Source organism: Streptomyces sp. NPDC056161 (genome assembly GCF_042268025.1).
Lineage (GTDB): Bacteria > Actinomycetota > Actinomycetes > Streptomycetales > Streptomycetaceae > Streptomyces.
In genome coordinates this window covers 141,744-160,327 of the sequence record NZ_JBHJUV010000018.1, presented here as the reverse complement: position 1 = coordinate 160,327, position 18,584 = coordinate 141,744, and the positions used below count along the sequence as shown (strand labels likewise).

The window sequence follows — 18,584 nt, the reverse complement described above, 5'->3', positions numbered from 1 at the left end:
CCACCGAGGGCGGCAGAGCCGGTCCAGGGCCCCGTTGCCGCAGTCCGACCGGCCGGCAGGAGACCCGTGTCCCGTCCACCAGACACCGTGCCCGACCGCGACTCTGCAGCAACTCCCTCGCAATAAGCACGACAGGCAGGACTGGCCCCCAAACCCGCCCAGCCGCCGAGCATCTTCGGTGGCTGTCCCGTCTCCCCATCGAGCGGTCAGGCGGGCGAGCTCAAACCTGGGGGGATTGAGAGAGAGCGGCTTTGAGTTGCCTGGTGGGCTCGTCGGCGAGGACTTCGGTCCGGCCGGCAACGATGGCCTGCATGGTCTGCTCCGCGACCTCGGCCGCGGTGATCTTGGGCTCGTCGACCCAGGCACTGAGGTCGGTGTCGACGAAGCCCGCGTGGACCCCCACCACCAGGGTTCCCTGCTCCCGCAGGCCCTGGCGCAGGGAGTCGGTGAGCGACCACTGGGCTGCCTTGGAGGCCGCGTATCCGGGAAAGTCCGGCCGCCCGGTCCAGGAGGTCATGGAGAGCATGTTGACCAGTGCACCGCCGCCGTGGCGCCGCAGGACCGGGGCGAAGGCCCGGCAGACGGCCCAGGTACCGAAGAAGTTGACTTCCATCGCCTGACGTGCACCGTCGAAGGAACCCTCCAGGAGGCCGGTCTCGCCGCTTGAGGTACCCGCGTTGTTGATCACAATGGTGACATCATCCGCGGCCGCTGCGGCTGCGGCGACGTCCTCGGGATGGGTGATGTCCAGGCGCAACGGCATGAGACCTTCTCCAGCCGCTGCTGCCGGGTCCCGGGCGCCGGCGTAGACCTTGGCCGCTCCGTGCCCGATCAGTGCGTGGACGAATGCGCGCCCGATTCCGCGGTTGGCTCCCGTCACCAGGGCAACCGAACCCTTGATCTCCATGGTGCTCCTTTGCCACCAGCGTGCTCTCTTGGGGCAAACGGACCGACAAGGGGTGGTGCGCGTACGGGCCGACGGACCTGCAGGTCCTCGGCAGTCACGCACGACCGCGCAAGGGTAAACCTCACCGCTTGCGGCTCTCATCGCGAGGGCTGACGCCCGATTGCGGCTGTGCATAACGCCTGGCCGGACAGTCCTCGGGTTTCCTTGCCAGCGTATGCGATCGCCGTGGCGACCGCGTCCTGGTTGCCGCTCGCGGCGAGCGCGGTGGCCACCGCCTCCAGCACGTCGGCGGGCATCTCCCCGCCCCCGCCCGGTACGCGGGACACTCCGGGCCCACCGCGCCGCCCGACGCAGCGTCGCCCCCACCGCCGGGCCCTCGCCGGCACGCACCGCCGCGGTGTCGGCGAGGACCGCGCGTACCAGGGCGGCTCCGACGACGTCGGGGTAGTGTCGGCGTACGGCCTGAGCTGGCCCTGGCAAGATTTCCGTGAAGCTGGGGTGTGCCACCGTGCGCCGGTGACGCTCCGTCACGGGTAGCGGCGTCGGAGCAGGGCCCTGAGGATGACGCGGTGGCGGTGCAGTGGGCCCCCCGCGCGTCCGGCCGTGATCCGCTTCTGGAACTTCAGATCGGTGATGCGGCCTTCGTTGTCGGCGGAGTTGACGGGTGGTGATGCCCTGTACGACTGCGGGCTGGTCCTCGCGGATGGCTTTGGCCAGGCTGGCCAGGGCCGGGAGGCGGGCGGTCGTGAGTTGCTCGAACCGGTCCGGCAGCGGGGCGGTGTCGCGGGCGTCGGGCATGGCGGCGAACTGACGCACCAGATCGTGGGTGCGGTCCAGTTCCGGGCAGTGCTCGAACAGCGGCCTGAGATCGGTCTCAGGGGGTCTCGGAGCGGACGGTGCGGCGGGGGCCGAGGCGGATAGGCTCGACCACGTTCGCGAGATCACCGAAGCCCTGGTTCCGGGCATCCGAGGAGTCGTCGATGCACCATTCGGACCCGCGGTATGCGGCGCGGCTCGCCACGTATGGGACCGTGGCCACGCGGCTGTCCCTGCTGAGCGACCGTCGGCTCGGCGAGGTCGTGGCCGCCGCCGAGCCGCTCGGGTCCGGCCTCGGTGGCAGGTCGGCGGAACTGGACATCGGCGGCACGCGGGTGTTCGTCAAGCGGGTTCCCCTGACGGACACCGAACTGCGGCCGGAGAACACGCGGTCGACGAAAAACCTCTTCGGACTGCCGATGTTCTACCAGTACGGGGCGGGCTCAACCGGGTTCGGGGCCTGGCGAGAGCTGGCCGTGCACGTCATGACCACCAACTGGGTCCTCGGGAACGAGTACGAGGGCTTTCCGCTGATGTACCACTGGCGCATCCTGCCCGACTCCCCTCCCGAAGAGTTCGCCGACCAGTTCGGAGGCATCGACGGGGCGGTCGCGCACTGGGAGGATTCAACGGCCGTGCGTAAGCGTCTGGAGGCCATCGGCCGGTCCTCGTCCAGTCTCGTCCTCTTCCTGGAACACGTCCCGCAGACTCTCGCCGACTGGCTGCGCGACTACCGGTCCGCCACGCCGGAGGGTGGGACGGGCTCACGGTACGTGTGGGTGGAGGAGGCCCTGGCACGCGGCACTGCCTTCATGAGCGCGCACGGACTCGTCCACTTCGACGCCCACTTCGCCAATGTCCTGACCGACGGCCGGCTGCTGTACTTCGCGGACTTCGGACTCGCCCTGAGCTCCAGGTTCGAACTGTCAGCGGTCGAGGCGGAGTTCCTCTCCGGCCATCTCGTGCATGACCACTGCCACACCGTGAGCCATCTGCTCCGCCATCACCTGCCTGATGGCGTGCGCGGCGGTATGGAGCACGATGTGTTCCTGCGCGAGTGGATCGCTGGCCACCGGCCCGATGGGGTCCCGCGCGAGATCGCCGCGATCATCGACCGGCATGCCCGCGCTGCCGTGGTCTTGGGCGACTTCCACCGGCGGTGGCTCACCGAGAGCAAGCGGACGCCATTTCCGGCCACCGAGATCGAGCGGGCCTGGGGCACTGCGGTCGCGGTGCCCCGCTGAGACCAGACTTCGGCAGAAGGTCGCGGTCAGGAGGTCTCGGGGCGGGCGGTGTGCCGGGGGCCGAGGCTGCGTCGCAGCTCGACACGTCAGCTCACCGGAGTGATCGAGGGTCGGCCATGGCCCCGCGGGTCACATCCCGTCGGCGGCGGCCAGCGACTCGCGGGCGCCGGCCAGGACGTCCGGGTGGGCTTGGAAGGGCTGCGCGGTGTTCAGCAGGGTCCGCCACAGCAGTCGGGCGGCGTTTATGTCGACCGGCTGGCCGCGAAGTTCGTCCTCCAGCTCGAATGCGGCGACCTCGGAGGCGTGGCTCAGGGTGCGCTGGATGCGCAGGAGTTCGACGAAGTCGGCGGTGCCGTGCCGCTCGGCGGGGAAGCGCCAGTCGCCGCCCGGAGGGTCCTCCTCGAAGAGGTCAACGGCCCGCATCCGTACCTCTTCCCGGCGCCCGCGCTGTTCGGCGGTCAGCCCGCCCCCGTCCGGATACTGCGCCCCTCCGGCGTACCAGCTCGGACGGACCGCGCCACCGGTCCCGACACGGACCCAGACCCCGAAACGCCGAAGTCAGTAATCACATCGGAATGACTCGTCTAGGAACCGGTGGACACTCCACTGGGATCTCGCCCTTGAAATTCTGATCTACGCCTCAGTAGTACAGCTCTATCAATTCGCTGCAATCTTGCATGAAAAGACTCCTGCGACTCGCCGGATCGCAGTCTCAGGACTCGTGCATGGGCGTACACGGGAGGGGAATCCGGTGGGACCAGAAATCACGTTGCTCCGGCCGGGATCACCCCCGGCCGGAGCAACGGATGAGAAGGATCCCCACGAGCTCCCATGCCGCTTCCCTGGTCGACGCAAGCCCAAGGGATCATCGCAGCCGACTTCTTCCACGCGGACACCATGCTCAGAAAGCGCCTGTACGCCTAGAACACGGCACCCGCACAGTGCACATCACTGGCGTCACCGCCCACCCCACACGGGCCCGGGAGACGCAACAGGCACGTAATCCCGCCGACCAACTCGACACACGCATGGAGTCCCTGCGCTTCATGCTGCGCGACCGCGCACCCGCTCGGAGATGTCCTTGACCTCATCGGATGCCGAGTCCCTGGGCCTCCGTCCACCTGGCAATGTCGCGGAGATGCGCCCGCATGAGCGGCAACATGGTGACTATACCTTCGCTGTCCGCAAGGAGCGGCGAAGAAGACCACCGCTACCACGGGCGACCCACCGCCGAAGCGCGTAGGCACTTCGGCGGTGGGTCGCGGGCGTCAGTACGACTCGGTGCATACGATGTTGCCGTTGCGGCGTTCGAGGCACGCCCATGCCTTGATGCCCTTGTCGTTGACCATGGCGGTGTAGGCGGTGGAATGGCCCGAGGCCACCGTCTTGGCGTAGCACGACGGGTGTCGGCAGGAGCCGCCCTTGTTCCGTGCCTCGATCCGGTCACCGCCTCGTGCGTGTGTCACGCGTACCCAGGCTGCACGGCACGTGGAGCTGTAGCGCAGTTCGAGCAGGGGGCCGATCTCGGCGGTGCGGCGGACCGTGCGGGCGGTGCGCTCACATGTGGTGGTCACGGGGCTTTTGCCCGCGCAGTTGCTCCCTGAACAGGACGAGGCACTGGTGGTGGGTGCTGCGAAAGCCGGAGCCGTTGCTGCGGAAGAGGCCAGAAGCAAGGACGCAATTGCGCTGGCTACGAGGCGGGCGCCTGTGCTCATAGTGATCTCCGACCTTCCCCTCACAGGTAGGTGATGTCCCAGTGGCTGCTCTCGCGGGCGTAGACGTTGCCCGCGGAGGACTTGTACATGGCGGCACCGTCACCACGCCGTCCGACGTACCGGAAGTTGCTCTTGATGTAGCTGGTGACACACGTAGTCGGCGCGATGTCGACTTTGTAGCCCTTCCAGTGGCTGTAGCGCCCGGAGGCATGGCCGGTCTCGGTGCCGCCGGTGATGGTGACCGCGCAGTGACTCGACTTCTTGAAGGTGATGATCCCCTTGATGGTGCCGGAGTTGATGTTGGTGAAGGAGGTGCAGCGCCGGTTGTTGCGGTTGGAGCAGTGACCGCTGGAGGTCCAGCTGATCCCGGCGGCCCGCAGGCGGGCGGCCGCTTGAGCGTGCGTCAGCTTGGTACCGCTGGCGGCGGCCGGGCCGGCGAGGGCCACTGGCGTCAGCACTGCGAGCGTGGTCAGCGTGAGAGCGGCGACCCCGCTACGGTTCTGCAGACGTGCGAACTTCATGAGATTCCCCTCGTGTAGCTGTTGATGGCTGCCACCGACTCACACGGGGGCGACGGCCGCGGCCGTGTGCCTGCGTATGGAGCCGATGAGCTTACTCATTCGCTCCTTCCCTCGATTCCTTGTCCCGGCGACGACCGGATCGGTACCCGTGAGGCGACCGGAACCGCCAGGTTCAGACCGTCATGCGAGCGAAGTCGGGCGCTAAGCACCAAGATCAGTCTCAGCGCCAACAACGGTTCCAGTACCGCGGCCGAAAGTGGGCGCGCGCCGGCCGGCGACGTTGATCGCAGAGTGCGGCGCTCCCCCGTGGCGCCGCACTCTTCATGTCCGGCGGGCCCCTACTCGGCCTCCGGGTACGGGGCGGCGCCACCGGATACGAGCAAGGTGAGCCGTTCACCAGCCGTGAGGACCGCTGCGATCGGAAGCGTCAGATCCTGGGTGAACCCACGGCCGTCGTGCCGGTAAGAACTCAGTTACCTGCCGCAAACGGCAGGATGCACGTAACCACGATGAGGCCACCGGAAACCGAACGGCGGAGCGAGGCGCCAGCCCGCTTCGCGGGCGCCTTCGCCGAACGATCGGGGTGACCGTTCGGCGAATGGAAGCACTGGAGGCCCCGGGTCAACAGCGATCGGACAGTCGCCCGGCGCCGCCATGATATGGGCGCCTGAACCCTGCTGCCCGGCAGCCGAGGTGGTGGCCTCGGCGGTGCCAACGGCCGAGGCCATGGCGATCAGCCCCCGCCACAAGGGCGGTGCGACGGATCCGGGTGCGGCTCCTTGTGCGCCTGGTTGTGTGCCTCATCGGTCTCTCTGCCTTCCAGAGGTTCTCCGGAGCGCTCCTGATACGTCACCGGGCTCACCCAGTCTCAGGGCACGCAACCCGCAGCACGTTAGCGAGAAGCGCCACATCGTTAGCGTGGCGCGCCAGAAACGGAAGATCATTCAGAGAAGGGCGAGAAAAAGAAAGATCATTCACGTGAAGTCTTCCACGCACTTGAGTACTGCATGGCCTGGTTTCGATAGTCGACAGGCGCAACACCGTAGACGGAGCGGAAGGCACGAGTGAAATCAGCGGGGCGGAGATAGCCCCAGCGGGCGGCAATGGCCCTGATGGGCACGTGACGCTGCACCGGATCGCCCAGATCGCGGCGGCAGCGTTCCAGACGCTGCTCGCGTATCGAAGCACGGACGCTCGCGCCGTATGCCTGAAAGAGCCGATGCAGTGAGCGGACGGAGATGTGGTGGGCCGCCGCTATGCCGTCGACGCTGAGCATGGGGTCGCCGAGATGATCTTGGATGAACGAGGTGACACGGATGTACAGGGCTCGTTGCCGGCTGTCGGCCGGAACCTCGTCTTCACGCTCCAAATGATGGGCGAGAACGGCAGCGGCCAGATCGAGACCGATCGCACCGAGCCGAAGCATGTCTGCGGGCGTGTAGCACGCGTGGTTGTCCGTCACACGGGCCAAGTAGTCGACCAACAACTGACCGATCCCTTGGTCGCCAGGCAACTGACAGGCGACCAACTGGTCAACATGGCGAGCTTTCACCGGTAGCAGGGCGATCGGGAACTGCATGAGCATTGCTTCGCCGACGGCGTACGACTGAAACGGCCGGGAACTTCCCAATAGCACCAGCTCCCCGGGCCGGACGAGAGCGCTGCGCCGATTCTGCTCAATGACATGAGGGCCGGAACGGGGCACAACAATCTGCAGGCACTCCGGGTCGGAGACGCGAATAGCCTTCAGGGTCCGGGACGTGGTTATCGATGAGTAAGCCATCGAAGAAACCTGCACCGGCCCCAGTGAAATTTCATCGAACCAGCCGCGGAACACGTCACTTTCCACAGCACGGAACGTTTTCGGCATGACTTCCCGCTGAGCCATCTCTGTCCAGGCAGCCAGAGCCTCTTGCCCAGGGAAGTCCTTGCTGTCGAAAACCCGTTCCATTATCCTCCTCCGGGTTTGACGAATAACGCGCAACGACGACTTACCAGTCGACGCCCCTTATCGAAAGGGCCAAATCAGGCAACGTCATGGATAACCACTTTTTCTGTTCACAGGAAAGGCTGCCGACAGCACCCAGTTCAGCTACAGGTATCTGCCGGGGCGGTCCTCCTCCTGGGAGTTGGGCGAGCACTGGTGGAATCCCCCTTCCCGTGCACCCCAGGAACCGAAGCATCTCGTAGTCCTGGGCAGCCCGTATTGCCGCTGTTCTCAATCCCAGCGGCCTTCGATCCAATAGGTGCAGACGTCGCGTGCACCCCAGCCGGGATTCACCGCGGCGGTCACGAAGGTGTTCGATGAACTGTCACGGAGGCCGGTGCAGGTTTCTTGCCTTCTTGCGGCGCAGCGCAGCGGGGAGATCTGCTCGTGGTGAGCGTCTTCGAACGCACCGTGCCGGGTGCGGGCGCACCGCACCCGGTGTCCGGATCAGCGGAGCAGCAGACCGCTCGTACACCCCAGGTCTCCTGATCATCCCCGATCACCCGACGCCGTCCCCTTCCCGGTGCAGTCCGCCGCACTCGCCTGGGCAGGCGCAGTCCTGAAACGGTATGGCAAACACGCGGGGCACGGGACATCGTCGTGTGACGGCAATCCCTTCGGGTGAAGGGGGTCTTGCCAAACCCGCGCCCCGCATCTCGGCTCAGCCGGTGGCCGAGCACCCAGGCATGGCGGCCAACGATGCCTCGCCCGTCAGCGCGCCGGGGCGCCGCCGGATCCCCGCGAACATGTCGGCGCGGACTTCTGGGATCGGGTAGTCGATCCGGTCGTAGCGCGGGAGGGCCCTGTCTCACATTCGGTGATGACGTAGCGCGCTGGTATCCGAGGAGGATGCGGTGGCGAAGCAGCGTGAAGCTTGCTCGTCCGTGCATCTGGCGGGCGATCCGCTTGGTCTTCGTGTTGATCCCCTCGGTGGGACTGTTGCCGTACGGAAGCGTGAGGGCGGCATTTACAGTGTCGCGGTCTCGTTCCGGACCTCGGGCGAAGGCGTGCAGGTGGGGCAGATCGGCGCCGCGGACCTGGGCGGCCCAGCGAGTGAGCGCGTCGGCATTGTCGACATGAGGCACGAGGAGCGGGGCAACGTCCCTTATATCGGCAGCCAGTTGAGTCGTCTCGTGGCATGCGGCGGTGAGCTTGGCCAGGAGCTCGTGTCGCTCGGCCTTGAGGTTGTCGGGCCTAGTCAGCAGCATCCGGGCGAGCCTGCGTGGGGAGATGTGGCTGCAGTCGGCGTCCGCACGAACCGGGCCGGACCCGGTCGGCCGCGGCAAGAGAGGCAACGAACGGGACGTGCTGTCCGAGGCCCAGGGCGTCCCTCTGGCCGTCGCACCTGCGGAACTGGGTCCGGGCAGCCGGCGCGGGCCGGCCGCGGGGACGCCGGGCAGAGGCATCCGCCGAGCCGCCCACACCGCTGGAGGCGGAGAACGCCGCTCTGCGCAGGAAGGTCCGCGACCTGGAGGAGGAACGCGATGTCGGACGCCTGGAGACTGGCACCTGAGGTTCCAGAGGAGGCAGCACCAAGTGGGAAGCTGGTGTGGTGAGTCCAGGTTCAGCTGTAGAAGTGGGCTGTGCTCGTGGCGCGTATGGGTCGACCGACGGTCGAGGTGGTCCTGACGGATGAGGAGCGGGAGACGTTGCTGCGCTGGTCGCGGCGGCAGCAGTCCGGCGCGGCACGGCGCGATCAGCTATCCGGGGCGGATGACCTCGCGGACGTGCCGGTTGCGGGCCGCCGCGACACCGAAACCGGCTTGGGAACCCGGGTGCGTGCGCGGACCCTCGGAAGCCACACGATCACGGCGAGCACCGCCAAGGCGCCCCAGCAGGCGAGTACGGCGCGCCAGCCGAGCCCGGTCAGATGCTGTAGAGGGACGGTGACACCGGCCGCGACCGCAGGCCCGGTGAACAACGTCATCGCGTACACGCCCATCATGAGGCCGACCCGGGTGGGGAAGTCCCGCTTGATCAGGCCCGGCAGCAGGACGTTGCCGATCGCGATGCCGGCCCCGATGACGACGGTGCCGCCGAACAGCGCAGCGATGTCGGGTACCACGCGCACCGACGTGCCCACGAGGACGAGAACCATAGCAATCAGCAGCGCACGCTCCATGCCCACCCGCCTCCCGAGCCGAGGAGACAGCGGCGACAGCAATCCGAAGCACAGCAACGGAAGCGACGTCAGGAGGCTGATCGCGGAGGAGGACAGACCGGTGTCCCTCCCGATGGCGGGAACCAGTGGTGACACCGCGACCAGGGCCGGGCGCAGGTTGAGGGCCAGCACCACCACACCCGCGCCGACGGCCCATGCCGCGCGGCGCCGGCCTCTCGCGTCCTGCTTGGGCGTGTCGCGCCGCGTCCCGGGCCGCACTGACTGGTTCTTCGCGGTTTCCGTGTCCATTCTTCCTCTACCTCCTGCGCCTCGAAGGCGTCGACCCTGCTGCGGCGCAGCCGGACCGTTCAGTCGGGCAGCTCGCGCAACGCGTCCATGGCGGCGGACAGATGAGCCAGCGCCGCTTCCTCTGCGGCCTGCGCATCACCGTTCTCGATCGCCCGGACGATGGCCGTATGCTCGGCCGTCTGACGCCGCACCGCCTCAGGCAACGGCGCCCCGACCACCGAGCGCAGCGTCATCCGCAGGGACGCGCTGAACTGGTCGTACAGCTCGGCGAGCACGGAGTTTCCTGCGGCCAGCGCGACTGCCTGATGGAACTTGATGTCGGCCTCGACGAACGCCGAGACATCGTCGCCCCCGCTCACGTCCCAGGCCATCTCGCGCATAGCCAGCGCGTCCCGAATCTGTTCGAGGTCTGCGTCGGTGCGGCGCGTCGCCGCGTAGCGTGCGGCATCCCGCTCCAGGCTGGCCCGGACCTCGTACGCCTCCAGCGCGTTACTGTGCTGAAGGCGGCGCTTGACCGCCGCGCCCAGACCGCTGCTGGCCGGAGCAGGTGCGGTGGGTGATGGCGCTGCAGGAGGCATCGGCGGTCGCCATGGCGGACGGCTGCGCGCAGGCCACGGGCCGACCGCCGCTGGTCACCTTGCACTCGGCGGCGGGGCTGGGCTACGGGCTGTGCAGCGTGTACACGGCGTTCCGCAACCGTAGTCCGGTGGTGGTGCTCGCCGGGCAGCAGGTGCGTTCGATGCACCCGACGGATCGGTACCTATATGCGGAGCAGTCCACCCTGTTCCCGCGCCCGTATGTGAAATGGGCCATCGAGCCGGCCCGCGCCCAGGAGGTGCCGCCGGCGTTCGCGCGGTCCTTGCACACGGCCGCCCAGCGGCCGGCGGTGGTCTGGGCCGGGGGCTGACCGCCGTCGTCGGCACTGCCCTGGCCGACCCCTCCCGCGCTGTGGTCTGTCTCCTCGGCGACGGCTCCGCCCAGTACTCGATCCAGGCACTCTGGACGGCCGCCCGGCTGGGCCTGCGACTGATCGTCATCGTGCTCAACAACGGTGAATACGCCGCGGCGAAATCCCTCTCCCGCACATTCGGCGCCCATCACCGGCCCTCCTACGACCTCCCCGGCATCGACATCGCCCACCACCCCCAGGGATACGGCTGCACCGGCCGCGTGCCGAAGGACCCGACAGCGTGGTCGAGGCGGCCCGCACAGTTCCCACGACGCAAACCACCACCGTCATCGACATCCCCATCGACCCCTGCGCAGCAGCCCTGTACGCCTGACGCCCCGCGAGGATCAAGGGCCTCAACTGTCCGTCCGCTCCCTGTCGTGGCATCTCCGCGGGTCCGAGCTCGGGTCCCGTAACCTGACCGACTGCATCACCAGATCACTTCTGGAGACCTGCGGGTTCGAGCCGCGACTACTACATCCTGTATCTCGGATTACCCGAAAAGCTGGATCGCAAAGCAATCGATTGCCCGCGGGTTCGTGGATCTACCGGGCCTGGTCGTCCGTCATGGAGGCGGCGGGATCTTTCAGAGCCCGAGCAGGCGCTCGGCGTTGAGATGAGCAATCTTCTCCTTATCGCCAAGATTGATGGGCATTTGGTCCAGAAATTGGCGAGCGGCCTTCATGTTGGCGTACGGCCAGTCGGCAGTGGAGAGAATCCGGGGAACCGGTCGAACACCCGCCCAGGATCAAACGGATGCAGTGGATCCCGGTGTCGATGTGCCAGCCGAGCCCCGCAGCAGACATGTTGGTCGAAACATACGGATCAAATCCGCTGCAATAGGCGTCGATGACCGGCTGTGGCGGCAGGGTGGGGTGCAGGTAGATCGGCACATTGAGGGCTTCGGCGCATTCGAACACCGGCCAGAAGAACTTGTCGTCAAGGAAACGCCCGTTGACATGGCCATTGATCAGGGCGCCCACGAAACGATGGTCACGGACAACGCGGTCGGGCTCGCTCGCGGCAGCCGCTGGGTCGCGCATCGGCAAGGTGGCGAAGCCGAGGAACCGCTCGGGATACTTCGAGATCGCAGCCGCGACAGCGTCGTTCGCCTGCCTGGTCAGGTCGACCGCGATCGAGGACTCAAGGGTCTCCGGGCCGGGGCAGGTGTGCGAGAGGATCTGCACGTCGACGCCCCGGATCGCAGCAACGTCCACGCATCCGCCATCCATTCGACATGCTGGGCCAACACGGGCAGGCAGCATCAGACTGAACTCTGTTCATGTGATCTATCACGACTCGGATGCATTCATCCATCAACTCAGAGGACACCCCAGGCATTGCCGGTCGGTGACCATAGTTCGACTTTCGACGTTCTGGCAGGTTTGGGTGATCTGGCTGTGCTGACTGCGGCCCATGCTGTCGGCGTACGAGTTGAAGTGGCCCTGGCAAGATTTCCGTGAAGCTAGGGTGTGCCACCGTGTGCCGGTGATGCTTCGTCGCGGGTTGCGGCACTGTCAGCGAGTGTGATGACCTCGTACGGATCGCGTCTCCGCACCTTTATGCGGTGCGGGTGGAACGAGTACGGGTGGCAGGCGGCGTGGTCCGAGAGGACGGCGCAGCTCCTGGGCGCGTGGATCGTCTTCGGGGACGAAGCCGGACAGGACCTGAAGCCCTTCTTCTCGCCGGTACGACCCCGGTACGTCTGGGTCCGGTAGGTCAGACGGGTCTCGTGGCCTGGCCGGACGCAGATCATCCCGGCCATCAGGACCCGGCCCGATCCCTGCCCACCACTTTGCCCAGCGGCGTCACGCCCCGCCTCGACCAGGTGCGGCCCTTGCCGTGCTTCAGGCCCTGCCCGACCTTGACGCCCTGCTCGGCGAGGTCGGCGGCCTTGTCGGGGGTGCGGACCACAGCGGTGATCCCGAAGGCGGGCACGGTGTGCAGGAGTTCGGCGATGGTCAAGCGGCCGAGCCGGCCGCTCGCGCCGGTGATGACGACGCTCATGGGCTGCTTCTCCCTTGTGCGGGCGCGCGACCGCAAGCACGGCCACTAACTTGACGGTAATATCAAGTTCTCCGTCGACAACATACCCACAAGTTGAGGCATTCCTCAAGTTATCGAGAGGTCGGGTCTCCCGTGTCAGAGACGCAGCCGCGCCGGCGGGCCGACGCCCGGCGCAACATCGAGAAGGTCCGCCAGGCCGCGGCCGACGCGTTCTCCGCCCATGGCCTGGATACCCCCCTGGACAAGATCGCCAAGTCGGCCGGAGTCAGCGTCGGCACCCTCTACAACCACTTCGGCGGCCGGGACGGACTGCTCGACGCGGTGGTCACCGAACTCGCCGACCGCAAGGTCACGGAGGCCGTCGCCGCCACACAGGACGCCTCCGCCCCGTGGCAGCGCCTGGTCGCGTTCGTCCACGCCATCTGCGAGGGCCAGGCCGCCGACCCCGCCTTCAACGACACCTTCTCCAGCCGCCACCAGAGCGCCCCCGCGCTCAAGGCCGTCTGCGACCAGTCGCTCGCCTTCGCCGCCGACCTTCTCGCCGCGGGCCAGGCCGACGGAACGGTGCGTGCCGACGTGACAGCAGCGGACATCGGCCTGATCTTCCAGGTCAACGGCGACCTGGTCCGCGCCGGGAGCGGCACCGGTCGCACCCGCATCCTGGCCCTGCTGTTCGATGCGCTGCGGCCCGGGGCCGCCCGCGCGCCCCTGCCCGAGTAGCGACCCGCCTTCGCGCGACCCGCCCCCGACCGCCCCGGCGGCCGGGGGCGCCTTCGTTCCCGGCCACCCCGGGGACAGAGTCCTCGCGCCTCCACCCCGGCCGGGGAAGGCCGACCGCGTGATCCCGGCGACATAACTTGAGATTGCCCTCAACTTGCGCGTACGCTGCACGAGCAAGTTGAGGACCGCCTCAACTTGCGGGTCCGGTCCGTGCCGCCCGCCCCCGTCGGGCCCGGCTCCCGTCGGCCGCACCTCACCCACTCGTTCATCCCCGGAGAAACAGCCATGGCCACCCTGCTGCACATCGACTCGTCCGCCTTCGCCGGCGAGGCGTCCACCTCCCGCGCCGTCACCGCCGCCTACCGCGGCGCGTGGCTGGAACAGAACCCCAGCGGCACCGTCGTCCACCGCGACCTCGCGGCCGACCCGGTCGCCCACATCGGCGCCGACGGCTACCTGGCCGGCGCGATCGACCCGGCCGCCCACACCCCGGAGCAGGCCGCGGCGTTCGCGGCCCGGCTGGACCTGATCGAGGAGCTGGAGAACGCCGACGCCGTCGTCATCGGCGCCCCGATGTACAACTTCACCGTTCCCTCCAGCCTCAAGGCATGGCTGGACCAGGTCATCCTCTTCGGCCGCACCGCAGGCTCCCCGGACTCCAAGGTCGCCGGCACCCCGGTGACGATCGTCTCCAGCCGCGGCGGCTCCTACGCCAAGGGCACCCCCCGCGCCCCTCACGAGTACGTCCTCAACTACCTGGAGTCCGTCTTCACCGTCATCCTCGGCACCAAGCCCCGCTTCATCGTCCCCGAGCTGACCCTCGCCGCCAGCATCCCCGGCATGGAACACCTCGTCCCGGTCGGCGAAGCCGCCCGCACCCGCGCACTGGAAGAAGCCGCCGAAGCCGCCCGCGAAGCCTCCACACCACTGGCCGCCTGACCGCGAACGCCCCTGGCCGGCGGGCGAGGGCACAGCTTCCCCGCCCGCCGGCCCGCCGGCCGTGGCACCCCGACCGCACAATGAGCGACCGTACCGACGTCGTCGGCCCGCTGGGCGAGTACCCGTTGTCGACACGGCCCCGTGCCGACCGTGTAGGGCACGCCACCCAGTCCTCCGAAGATCGACAACGTCGGCCCGCGAAGGCTGCACCGTGCCATCAGCCCAGGTCAAAACACCAATCGTGGCCGTGAGGGCGTACTCGTCCACTCGGCAGGCGTCCACGGCGGTACGGGAGTGGTGGCCGATGCCCCGCAGCTCCAGCACTCGAAATCGTCGGGCAGCCGGAACTTGTCGCTCCACCACGAAGCGACCGGTTCGCCCCACATCACACAGCCGGCTCCGCATCATCCGTACACGAACACGAGATTCACCCTGCGCACCTCCCCCAGCACGTACGGTCAACACAGCGGCACCGCCCCCGTCGCCACCCCTTCATCCACCCGGGGGCGGACGAGAAGGGCCATGCACACTGACCGCCGAAGCCCCGCCAACCCGGAGCGCACGGGGGCCGCTTAACATCACTGTGATGAGCAGCCGGACGCAGCACGGGCGCCGCGCCGCGTGGCGGACCACGCGGGTCGCGGCGCTGTGCTCTGCCCTGACCGTGCTGCTCACAGCGCTGCTGATGTGCCTGGGCTCTGCCGCACATGCCGCCGGCCCCCGGGCCGCCGCGCCCATGACCGCCGTGTCGGCCGTCCAGACGCCCTCGTACCATCCGACCGGGCACCGCCCGGTGACGGTGGCGCATCCCGGCGACTGCCCGGCCGACGACGTCTGCTGTGCCCAGGACACACACGGCATACGGGCAGTACTCCGCGCCACAGCACAGCCCGTGCCGACGGTCCTACCACGCATCCCGAGCCTCCCGAGCCCCGCCACCCGCGGCTGCCACCTCGGCCTCACGCCCACGCGCGGCGCTCCCGATCTCCACGTCCTCCAGGTGCAGCGGACGTAGACGAACGCCACCGTGCCGTGAGCTGACGCGCACGGCCCACAAACGTCCGTCCCCTTATCCCTGCACCCACCGCCGCTCGACGACTCCGTGCGATCCGCGCGGCGGGGACGAGGAACACACCGCCATGTCCAAGACCAGCAAGAAGCAGGCCGCCGCCGACCGCAAGGCCCGCGTCGAGGAGATGCGGCGCGCCGAGAAGGCCCGCGAACGCCGCAACCGGATCATCACCGTCACCCTCAGCACGGTCATCGTCGCCGGCCTGGTCGGCTGGGGCGTCTACGCCATTACCAACACCAACCAGCAGAAGGAGCAGAAGGCAGCCGAGGCGGCGAAGCCGATATCCGGTGAGAAGGTCTGGGACGCCAAGAAGCTGTCCCGCAACCACGTCCAGAGCAAGGTCGATTACCCCGAGAACCCGCCCGTCGGCGGCGACCACGCACCGGTCTGGATGACCTGCAACGGCAACGTCTACGCCAAGGCCGTTCCGAACGAGAACGCTGTCCACTCCCTCGAACACGGCGCGGTCTGGGTGACGTACAACGACAAGGCCGCACAGGCGGACATCGAGACTCTCGCCGGCAAGGTCGCCAAGACCCCGTACACGCTGATGAGTCCGGACAAGACGGAATCCGGCACGATCACGCTGACTGCCTGGGGCCATCAGCTCCGCGTCGGCACGGCCTCCGACCCCAGAGTCGACCAGTTCCTCACCAAGTACGTCCAGGGTGCCCAGACTCCCGAGCCGGGCGCCGCCTGCACGAACGGACTCACCGCGTCATGACCGATACGGCCGTGACGTCCCCGGAGAAGTCGGATCCCGCCGTCGGCAGACGCAGCCACACCCTCGTCATGTTGCCGACCGTCGGCGCGACAGTCCTCGTCACCATCGTGCTGGGCCTCTGGATCGTCGCCGCGACCAGCGACGACAGAACCGAGGCGGCTGCCGTCCCCACGGCCGGCTCCGCCGACGCCGGCTTCGCCCGCGACATGGCCGTCCACCACCAACAGGCCGTCGAGATGGCGTATGTCGTCCGCGACCGCACCGCGAACGAGGACGTCCGCCGCCTCGCGTACGACATCGCCCAGACGCAGGCCAACCAGCGCGGCATGCTCCTCGGCTGGCTCGACCTGTGGAAGCTGCCCGTGACGTCCCCCGACGGCTACATGATCTGGATGCCCATGGACCACATGGACCACCAGCTCCAGGACGGCTCCCTGATGCCTGGCATGGCGACCAACACCGAAATCGCCCAACTCGGCCGGCTGAAGGGCGAACAGGCCGAGATTCTCTACCTCCAGCTCATGTACGAGCATCACAAGGGCGGCATCGACATGGCCCGCGCCTGCGCCCAGCAGTGCGCGGTCCCCCAGGAGAAGCAGCTGGCCCAGGGCATGGTGGACGCCCAGCAGTCCGAGATGCAGGTCATGACCGACCTGCTCCGGGAGCGAGGAGCGGCACCGCGGTAACGGGGCACACCGCCACGAAGGCCCGGATCACACAGTGATCCGGGCCTTCGTCCAAGGAGACCAGTTCCCAGATCCCGGGGCCGGTGTTGTAGCGCCCCGCCCGTGTCACGCTCGACGGCGCCGATCGCCTCCAAGTGTCCGGGCAGCCGAGAGGCGGTGGCCACCGGGAGGTCCCTGCGGCACGACAGCCGAGACAGCGAAGAAGCGGCCTGACCACCACGGACGGAGACAGGAGCCGGACTCCCCTTCACAAACGGCGGAAACGTCGTACGGAAACGCTCGTCAGCACATATTCACAAGATCGTGTCCTGAGTTCTCAGCTGTCCCGCTCCACCATGTAGAACGGCAAGTCGAGAAGGAACTGTTTGTCGTCGGAGTCAGGGTAGTCGTTGAACACCTTGAGTGCCTCCGCGTGGGCCTCATCGGCCAGGGCGCGCGCCCGCGCCCGTACGGTGTCGACGCAGACGGACGCGAGCAGTTCGTCGCGTACCCATTGCACCTCGGCCTCCGTACGCTCCGCGCGAGCCTTGCCCAGGAAGCGCTCCATCTGCTTCCGCTGCGCGGTGGTACAGCGGCGCAGGTATTCGATGAGGACGAGTGTGCGCTTGCCTTCCCACAGATCCCCGGAGATCTCCTTGCCGTACCGCGAGTAGTGACCGGTCAGGTTGAGCAGGTCATCCTGGATCTGGAACGCCGCACCGAGGTAGCAGCCGTAGCGGTCGAAACGGGCCGTCGCCTCACGCTTTCCCTCGGCCACGATGACACCCACGCGACAGGGGTAGATGCACGTGTACCAGGAAGACTTCTTCATGCACATCCGGTAGTAATCGTCGTCGATCAGGTCGCACGTGTTGTTGCGGATCCAGGCGACCTCAATCGCCTGTCCCTCAAGCGAGTGGCGCATCATCAGCGCCGACTCCTGGAGCACCGTCCATGCCAGATTCGGGCCGAGCGTCCACCGGTTGGCCATAAGGTGTTGCAGCGCAAGCAGGTTGGTCGCGTTGCCCACGTTCACCGCGACGCCGAGGCCGTGCTCGGCGGACAGCGTCGGCAACCCGCGACGCATCTGACTGCCGTCCTGCACATCGTCGAGAATGAGGAACGCGTTGTGGGTGAGCTCAAGGGCGACCGCCGAGCCGATCGCTTTTTCGACGTCGCCACCGAGGGCCTGACACACCGCCAGGCACAGCGCAGGGCGCAGTCCCTTGCCGGATCGGCTGGGATAGGCGCGCACGAGATCGTACAGGTCGTCCTCACCGGACTTCGGGATGTCCGACAACAGCCGCGCGACCGTGAGGTCGCGATATCGTGCAAGAACTGACTCCACGGCTGAGGGCCCAAGGCGTACACCTGGTTCAGCGGCGGTCATCGGTCGACCCGCTCAGGTACTGGACAGCGGCGGTTCGCCACCGGTATCCGGTCCGGGATTCGACTTCGGCGGGTCAGCGGACGCCGACGCAGGGCCTGGCGGTGTTGGCGTGGTAAAGCCCAGACGCGCGAACGTCCCAGCAGCCGCGGGTGTGTTCTCGATGAGGTTCATCGTGGTGTCGACCACGTCGTGAGCGTCGGTGGCCATCCGCGACACCAGCGACTGGACCTCGTCGGTGCGCAGTTCGCCGAACATTTCACCAGCCATCGCGATGAGGTCGTGTACATCCTGGCGCACCCGGTCGCTCAACGCCTTGAACTCGTTGGGGTCGACCCGCTTCGTCGATGCGTAGTTCTGCTGCATCGTCGAAGCGCGATCCGAATGATCTGCCAGTTCCTGCTGGAGAATCGAGGCCGCCTGCTTGACCACCTGGGAAACTCCGCGAGAAACCTGAAGACGCTCCGGATCGACTTGGTTAATGTGGTCGTCAGGCATGGGAACTCCTCACCAGTGAAGGC

19 protein-coding genes and 2 pseudogenes are annotated in these 18,584 nt (G+C 67.6%); 8 read left to right on the top strand and 13 right to left on the bottom strand.

Annotated elements, in window-relative coordinates; translation table 11 throughout:
- Window positions 1-220 precede the first annotated feature (220 nt).
- Both ACFC09_RS19040 and ACFC09_RS19035 read right to left on the bottom strand, forming a co-directional pair.
- Window positions 221-907: an SDR family oxidoreductase gene (locus ACFC09_RS19040; protein ID WP_376529522.1), complete on the bottom strand. Its 687-nt coding sequence runs from the start codon at window positions 905-907 to the stop codon at window positions 221-223.
- Window positions 908-1,044: 137 nt separating this feature from the next.
- Window positions 1,045-1,203: a hypothetical protein gene (locus tag ACFC09_RS19035; protein WP_376529519.1), complete on the bottom strand. Its 159-nt coding sequence runs from the start codon at window positions 1,201-1,203 to the stop codon at window positions 1,045-1,047.
- A gap of 684 nt (window positions 1,204-1,887) precedes the next feature.
- On the opposite strand from ACFC09_RS19035, the gene ACFC09_RS19030 reads away from it, so the two are divergent.
- Entirely contained in the window at window positions 1,888-2,967 is a 1,080-nt protein-coding gene (locus ACFC09_RS19030; RefSeq protein WP_376529516.1) for a protein kinase family protein, read from the top strand.
- A gap of 129 nt (window positions 2,968-3,096) precedes the next feature.
- Here ACFC09_RS19030 and ACFC09_RS19025 read toward each other — a convergent pair whose 3' ends face one another.
- The 7 genes and pseudogenes from ACFC09_RS19025 to ACFC09_RS18995 form a co-directional block, all read right to left on the bottom strand.
- Window positions 3,097-3,390 (bottom strand): hypothetical protein, encoded by a 294-nt coding sequence (locus tag ACFC09_RS19025; RefSeq protein ID WP_376529514.1) that lies wholly within the window; start codon window positions 3,388-3,390, stop codon window positions 3,097-3,099.
- Window positions 3,391-4,235: 845 nt separating this feature from the next.
- Window positions 4,236-4,682 (bottom strand): DUF2690 domain-containing protein, encoded by a 447-nt coding sequence (locus tag ACFC09_RS19020; RefSeq protein WP_376529512.1) that lies wholly within the window; start codon window positions 4,680-4,682, stop codon window positions 4,236-4,238.
- Between the two features lie 20 nt (window positions 4,683-4,702).
- Entirely contained in the window at window positions 4,703-5,203 is a 501-nt protein-coding gene (locus ACFC09_RS19015; protein WP_376529510.1) for a hypothetical protein, read from the bottom strand.
- Between the two features lie 970 nt (window positions 5,204-6,173).
- Window positions 6,174-7,154: a helix-turn-helix domain-containing protein gene (locus ACFC09_RS19010; RefSeq protein WP_376529507.1), complete on the bottom strand. Its 981-nt coding sequence runs from the start codon at window positions 7,152-7,154 to the stop codon at window positions 6,174-6,176.
- A gap of 875 nt (window positions 7,155-8,029) precedes the next feature.
- Window positions 8,030-8,446: pseudogene (locus tag ACFC09_RS19005) on the bottom strand (transposase); the annotation flags it as partial.
- A gap of 440 nt (window positions 8,447-8,886) precedes the next feature.
- Complete coding sequence (locus tag ACFC09_RS19000; protein ID WP_376529505.1) at window positions 8,887-9,600, bottom strand: MFS transporter; 714 nt, start codon at window positions 9,598-9,600, stop codon at window positions 8,887-8,889.
- 59 nt (window positions 9,601-9,659) lie between these two features.
- Window positions 9,660-10,178, bottom strand: coding sequence for a FadR/GntR family transcriptional regulator (locus tag ACFC09_RS18995; protein ID WP_376529503.1), 519 nt, complete (start codon window positions 10,176-10,178; stop codon window positions 9,660-9,662).
- Here ACFC09_RS18995 and ACFC09_RS18990 point away from each other — a divergent pair.
- Window positions 10,160-10,507, top strand: a complete 348-nt coding sequence (locus ACFC09_RS18990) for a thiamine pyrophosphate-binding protein (RefSeq protein WP_376529500.1) — start codon at window positions 10,160-10,162, stop codon at window positions 10,505-10,507. The genes ACFC09_RS18995 and ACFC09_RS18990 overlap by 19 nt on opposite strands.
- The gene (locus tag ACFC09_RS18985; protein ID WP_376529497.1) at window positions 10,405-10,965 is read left to right on the top strand and encodes a thiamine pyrophosphate-dependent enzyme; all 561 of its coding nucleotides are present in this window, start codon (window positions 10,405-10,407) and stop codon (window positions 10,963-10,965) included. Before ACFC09_RS18990 ends, ACFC09_RS18985 begins: the two co-directional genes overlap by 103 nt.
- Window positions 10,966-11,181: 216 nt before the next feature.
- Here the strand turns inward: ACFC09_RS18985 and ACFC09_RS18980 are convergent, their stop codons facing one another.
- Window positions 11,182-11,766 (bottom strand): amidohydrolase family protein, encoded by a 585-nt coding sequence (locus ACFC09_RS18980; protein ID WP_376529494.1) that lies wholly within the window; start codon window positions 11,764-11,766, stop codon window positions 11,182-11,184.
- Window positions 11,767-12,409: 643 nt separating this feature from the next.
- Window positions 12,410-12,556, bottom strand: a pseudogene (locus ACFC09_RS18975) (SDR family oxidoreductase); the annotation flags it as partial.
- A gap of 132 nt (window positions 12,557-12,688) precedes the next feature.
- Here ACFC09_RS18975 and ACFC09_RS18970 point away from each other — a divergent pair.
- The 5 genes from ACFC09_RS18970 to ACFC09_RS18950 all read left to right on the top strand — a co-directional run bounded on the left by ACFC09_RS18970 (window position 12,689) and on the right by ACFC09_RS18950 (window position 16,697).
- Window positions 12,689-13,276: a TetR/AcrR family transcriptional regulator gene (locus tag ACFC09_RS18970; RefSeq protein ID WP_376529491.1), complete on the top strand. Its 588-nt coding sequence runs from the start codon at window positions 12,689-12,691 to the stop codon at window positions 13,274-13,276.
- A 285-nt stretch (window positions 13,277-13,561) separates the two neighbouring features.
- Window positions 13,562-14,215 (top strand): FMN-dependent NADH-azoreductase, encoded by a 654-nt coding sequence (locus tag ACFC09_RS18965; RefSeq protein WP_376529489.1) that lies wholly within the window; start codon window positions 13,562-13,564, stop codon window positions 14,213-14,215.
- 586 nt (window positions 14,216-14,801) lie between these two features.
- Window positions 14,802-15,230: a hypothetical protein gene (locus ACFC09_RS18960; RefSeq protein ID WP_376529486.1), complete on the top strand. Its 429-nt coding sequence runs from the start codon at window positions 14,802-14,804 to the stop codon at window positions 15,228-15,230.
- A gap of 124 nt (window positions 15,231-15,354) precedes the next feature.
- The gene (locus tag ACFC09_RS18955) at window positions 15,355-16,011 is read left to right on the top strand and encodes a DUF3105 domain-containing protein (RefSeq protein ID WP_376529483.1); all 657 of its coding nucleotides are present in this window, start codon (window positions 15,355-15,357) and stop codon (window positions 16,009-16,011) included.
- Window positions 16,008-16,697 carry a DUF305 domain-containing protein gene (locus ACFC09_RS18950; protein ID WP_376529480.1) on the top strand — a complete coding sequence of 230 codons (690 nt, stop codon included), beginning with the start codon at window positions 16,008-16,010 and terminating at the stop codon, window positions 16,695-16,697. The genes ACFC09_RS18955 and ACFC09_RS18950 overlap by 4 nt, the downstream gene beginning before the upstream one ends.
- A gap of 316 nt (window positions 16,698-17,013) precedes the next feature.
- Here the strand turns inward: ACFC09_RS18950 and ACFC09_RS18945 are convergent, their stop codons facing one another.
- Together ACFC09_RS18945 and ACFC09_RS18940 are read right to left on the bottom strand one after the other, a co-directional pair.
- Window positions 17,014-18,024, bottom strand: coding sequence for a polyprenyl synthetase family protein (locus ACFC09_RS18945; RefSeq protein WP_376529477.1), 1,011 nt, complete (start codon window positions 18,022-18,024; stop codon window positions 17,014-17,016).
- Between the two features lie 54 nt (window positions 18,025-18,078).
- Window positions 18,079-18,561 carry a hypothetical protein gene (locus ACFC09_RS18940; protein ID WP_376529474.1) on the bottom strand — a complete coding sequence of 161 codons (483 nt, stop codon included), beginning with the start codon at window positions 18,559-18,561 and terminating at the stop codon, window positions 18,079-18,081.
- Window positions 18,562-18,584: the final 23 nt, after the last annotated feature.

Bases quoted from the DNA above. Each gene is read 5' to 3' on its own strand.
- ACFC09_RS18990 (WP_376529500.1), top strand. From the start codon at position 10,160: ATGGCGCTGCAGGAGGCATCGGCGGTCGCCATGGCGGACGGCTGCGCG.
- ACFC09_RS18965 (WP_376529489.1), top strand. From the start codon at position 13,562: ATGGCCACCCTGCTGCACATCGACTCGTCCGCCTTCGCCGGCGAGGCG.
- ACFC09_RS18985 (WP_376529497.1), top strand. From the start codon at position 10,405: ATGGGCCATCGAGCCGGCCCGCGCCCAGGAGGTGCCGCCGGCGTTCGC.
- ACFC09_RS18940 (WP_376529474.1), bottom strand. From the start codon at position 18,561: ATGCCTGACGACCACATTAACCAAGTCGATCCGGAGCGTCTTCAGGTT.
- ACFC09_RS18995 (WP_376529503.1), bottom strand. From the start codon at position 10,178: ATGCCTCCTGCAGCGCCATCACCCACCGCACCTGCTCCGGCCAGCAGC.
- ACFC09_RS18960 (WP_376529486.1), top strand. From the start codon at position 14,802: ATGAGCAGCCGGACGCAGCACGGGCGCCGCGCCGCGTGGCGGACCACG.
- ACFC09_RS19025 (WP_376529514.1), bottom strand. From the start codon at position 3,390: ATGCGGGCCGTTGACCTCTTCGAGGAGGACCCTCCGGGCGGCGACTGG.
- ACFC09_RS19040 (WP_376529522.1), bottom strand. From the start codon at position 907: ATGGAGATCAAGGGTTCGGTTGCCCTGGTGACGGGAGCCAACCGCGGA.
- ACFC09_RS19020 (WP_376529512.1), bottom strand. From the start codon at position 4,682: ATGAGCACAGGCGCCCGCCTCGTAGCCAGCGCAATTGCGTCCTTGCTT.
- ACFC09_RS19035 (WP_376529519.1), bottom strand. From the start codon at position 1,203: ATGCCCGCCGACGTGCTGGAGGCGGTGGCCACCGCGCTCGCCGCGAGC.
- ACFC09_RS19030 (WP_376529516.1), top strand. From the start codon at position 1,888: ATGCACCATTCGGACCCGCGGTATGCGGCGCGGCTCGCCACGTATGGG.
- ACFC09_RS19000 (WP_376529505.1), bottom strand. From the start codon at position 9,600: ATGGACACGGAAACCGCGAAGAACCAGTCAGTGCGGCCCGGGACGCGG.
- ACFC09_RS18955 (WP_376529483.1), top strand. From the start codon at position 15,355: ATGTCCAAGACCAGCAAGAAGCAGGCCGCCGCCGACCGCAAGGCCCGC.
- ACFC09_RS19015 (WP_376529510.1), bottom strand. From the start codon at position 5,203: ATGAAGTTCGCACGTCTGCAGAACCGTAGCGGGGTCGCCGCTCTCACG.
- ACFC09_RS19010 (WP_376529507.1), bottom strand. From the start codon at position 7,154: ATGGAACGGGTTTTCGACAGCAAGGACTTCCCTGGGCAAGAGGCTCTG.
- ACFC09_RS18950 (WP_376529480.1), top strand. From the start codon at position 16,008: ATGACCGATACGGCCGTGACGTCCCCGGAGAAGTCGGATCCCGCCGTC.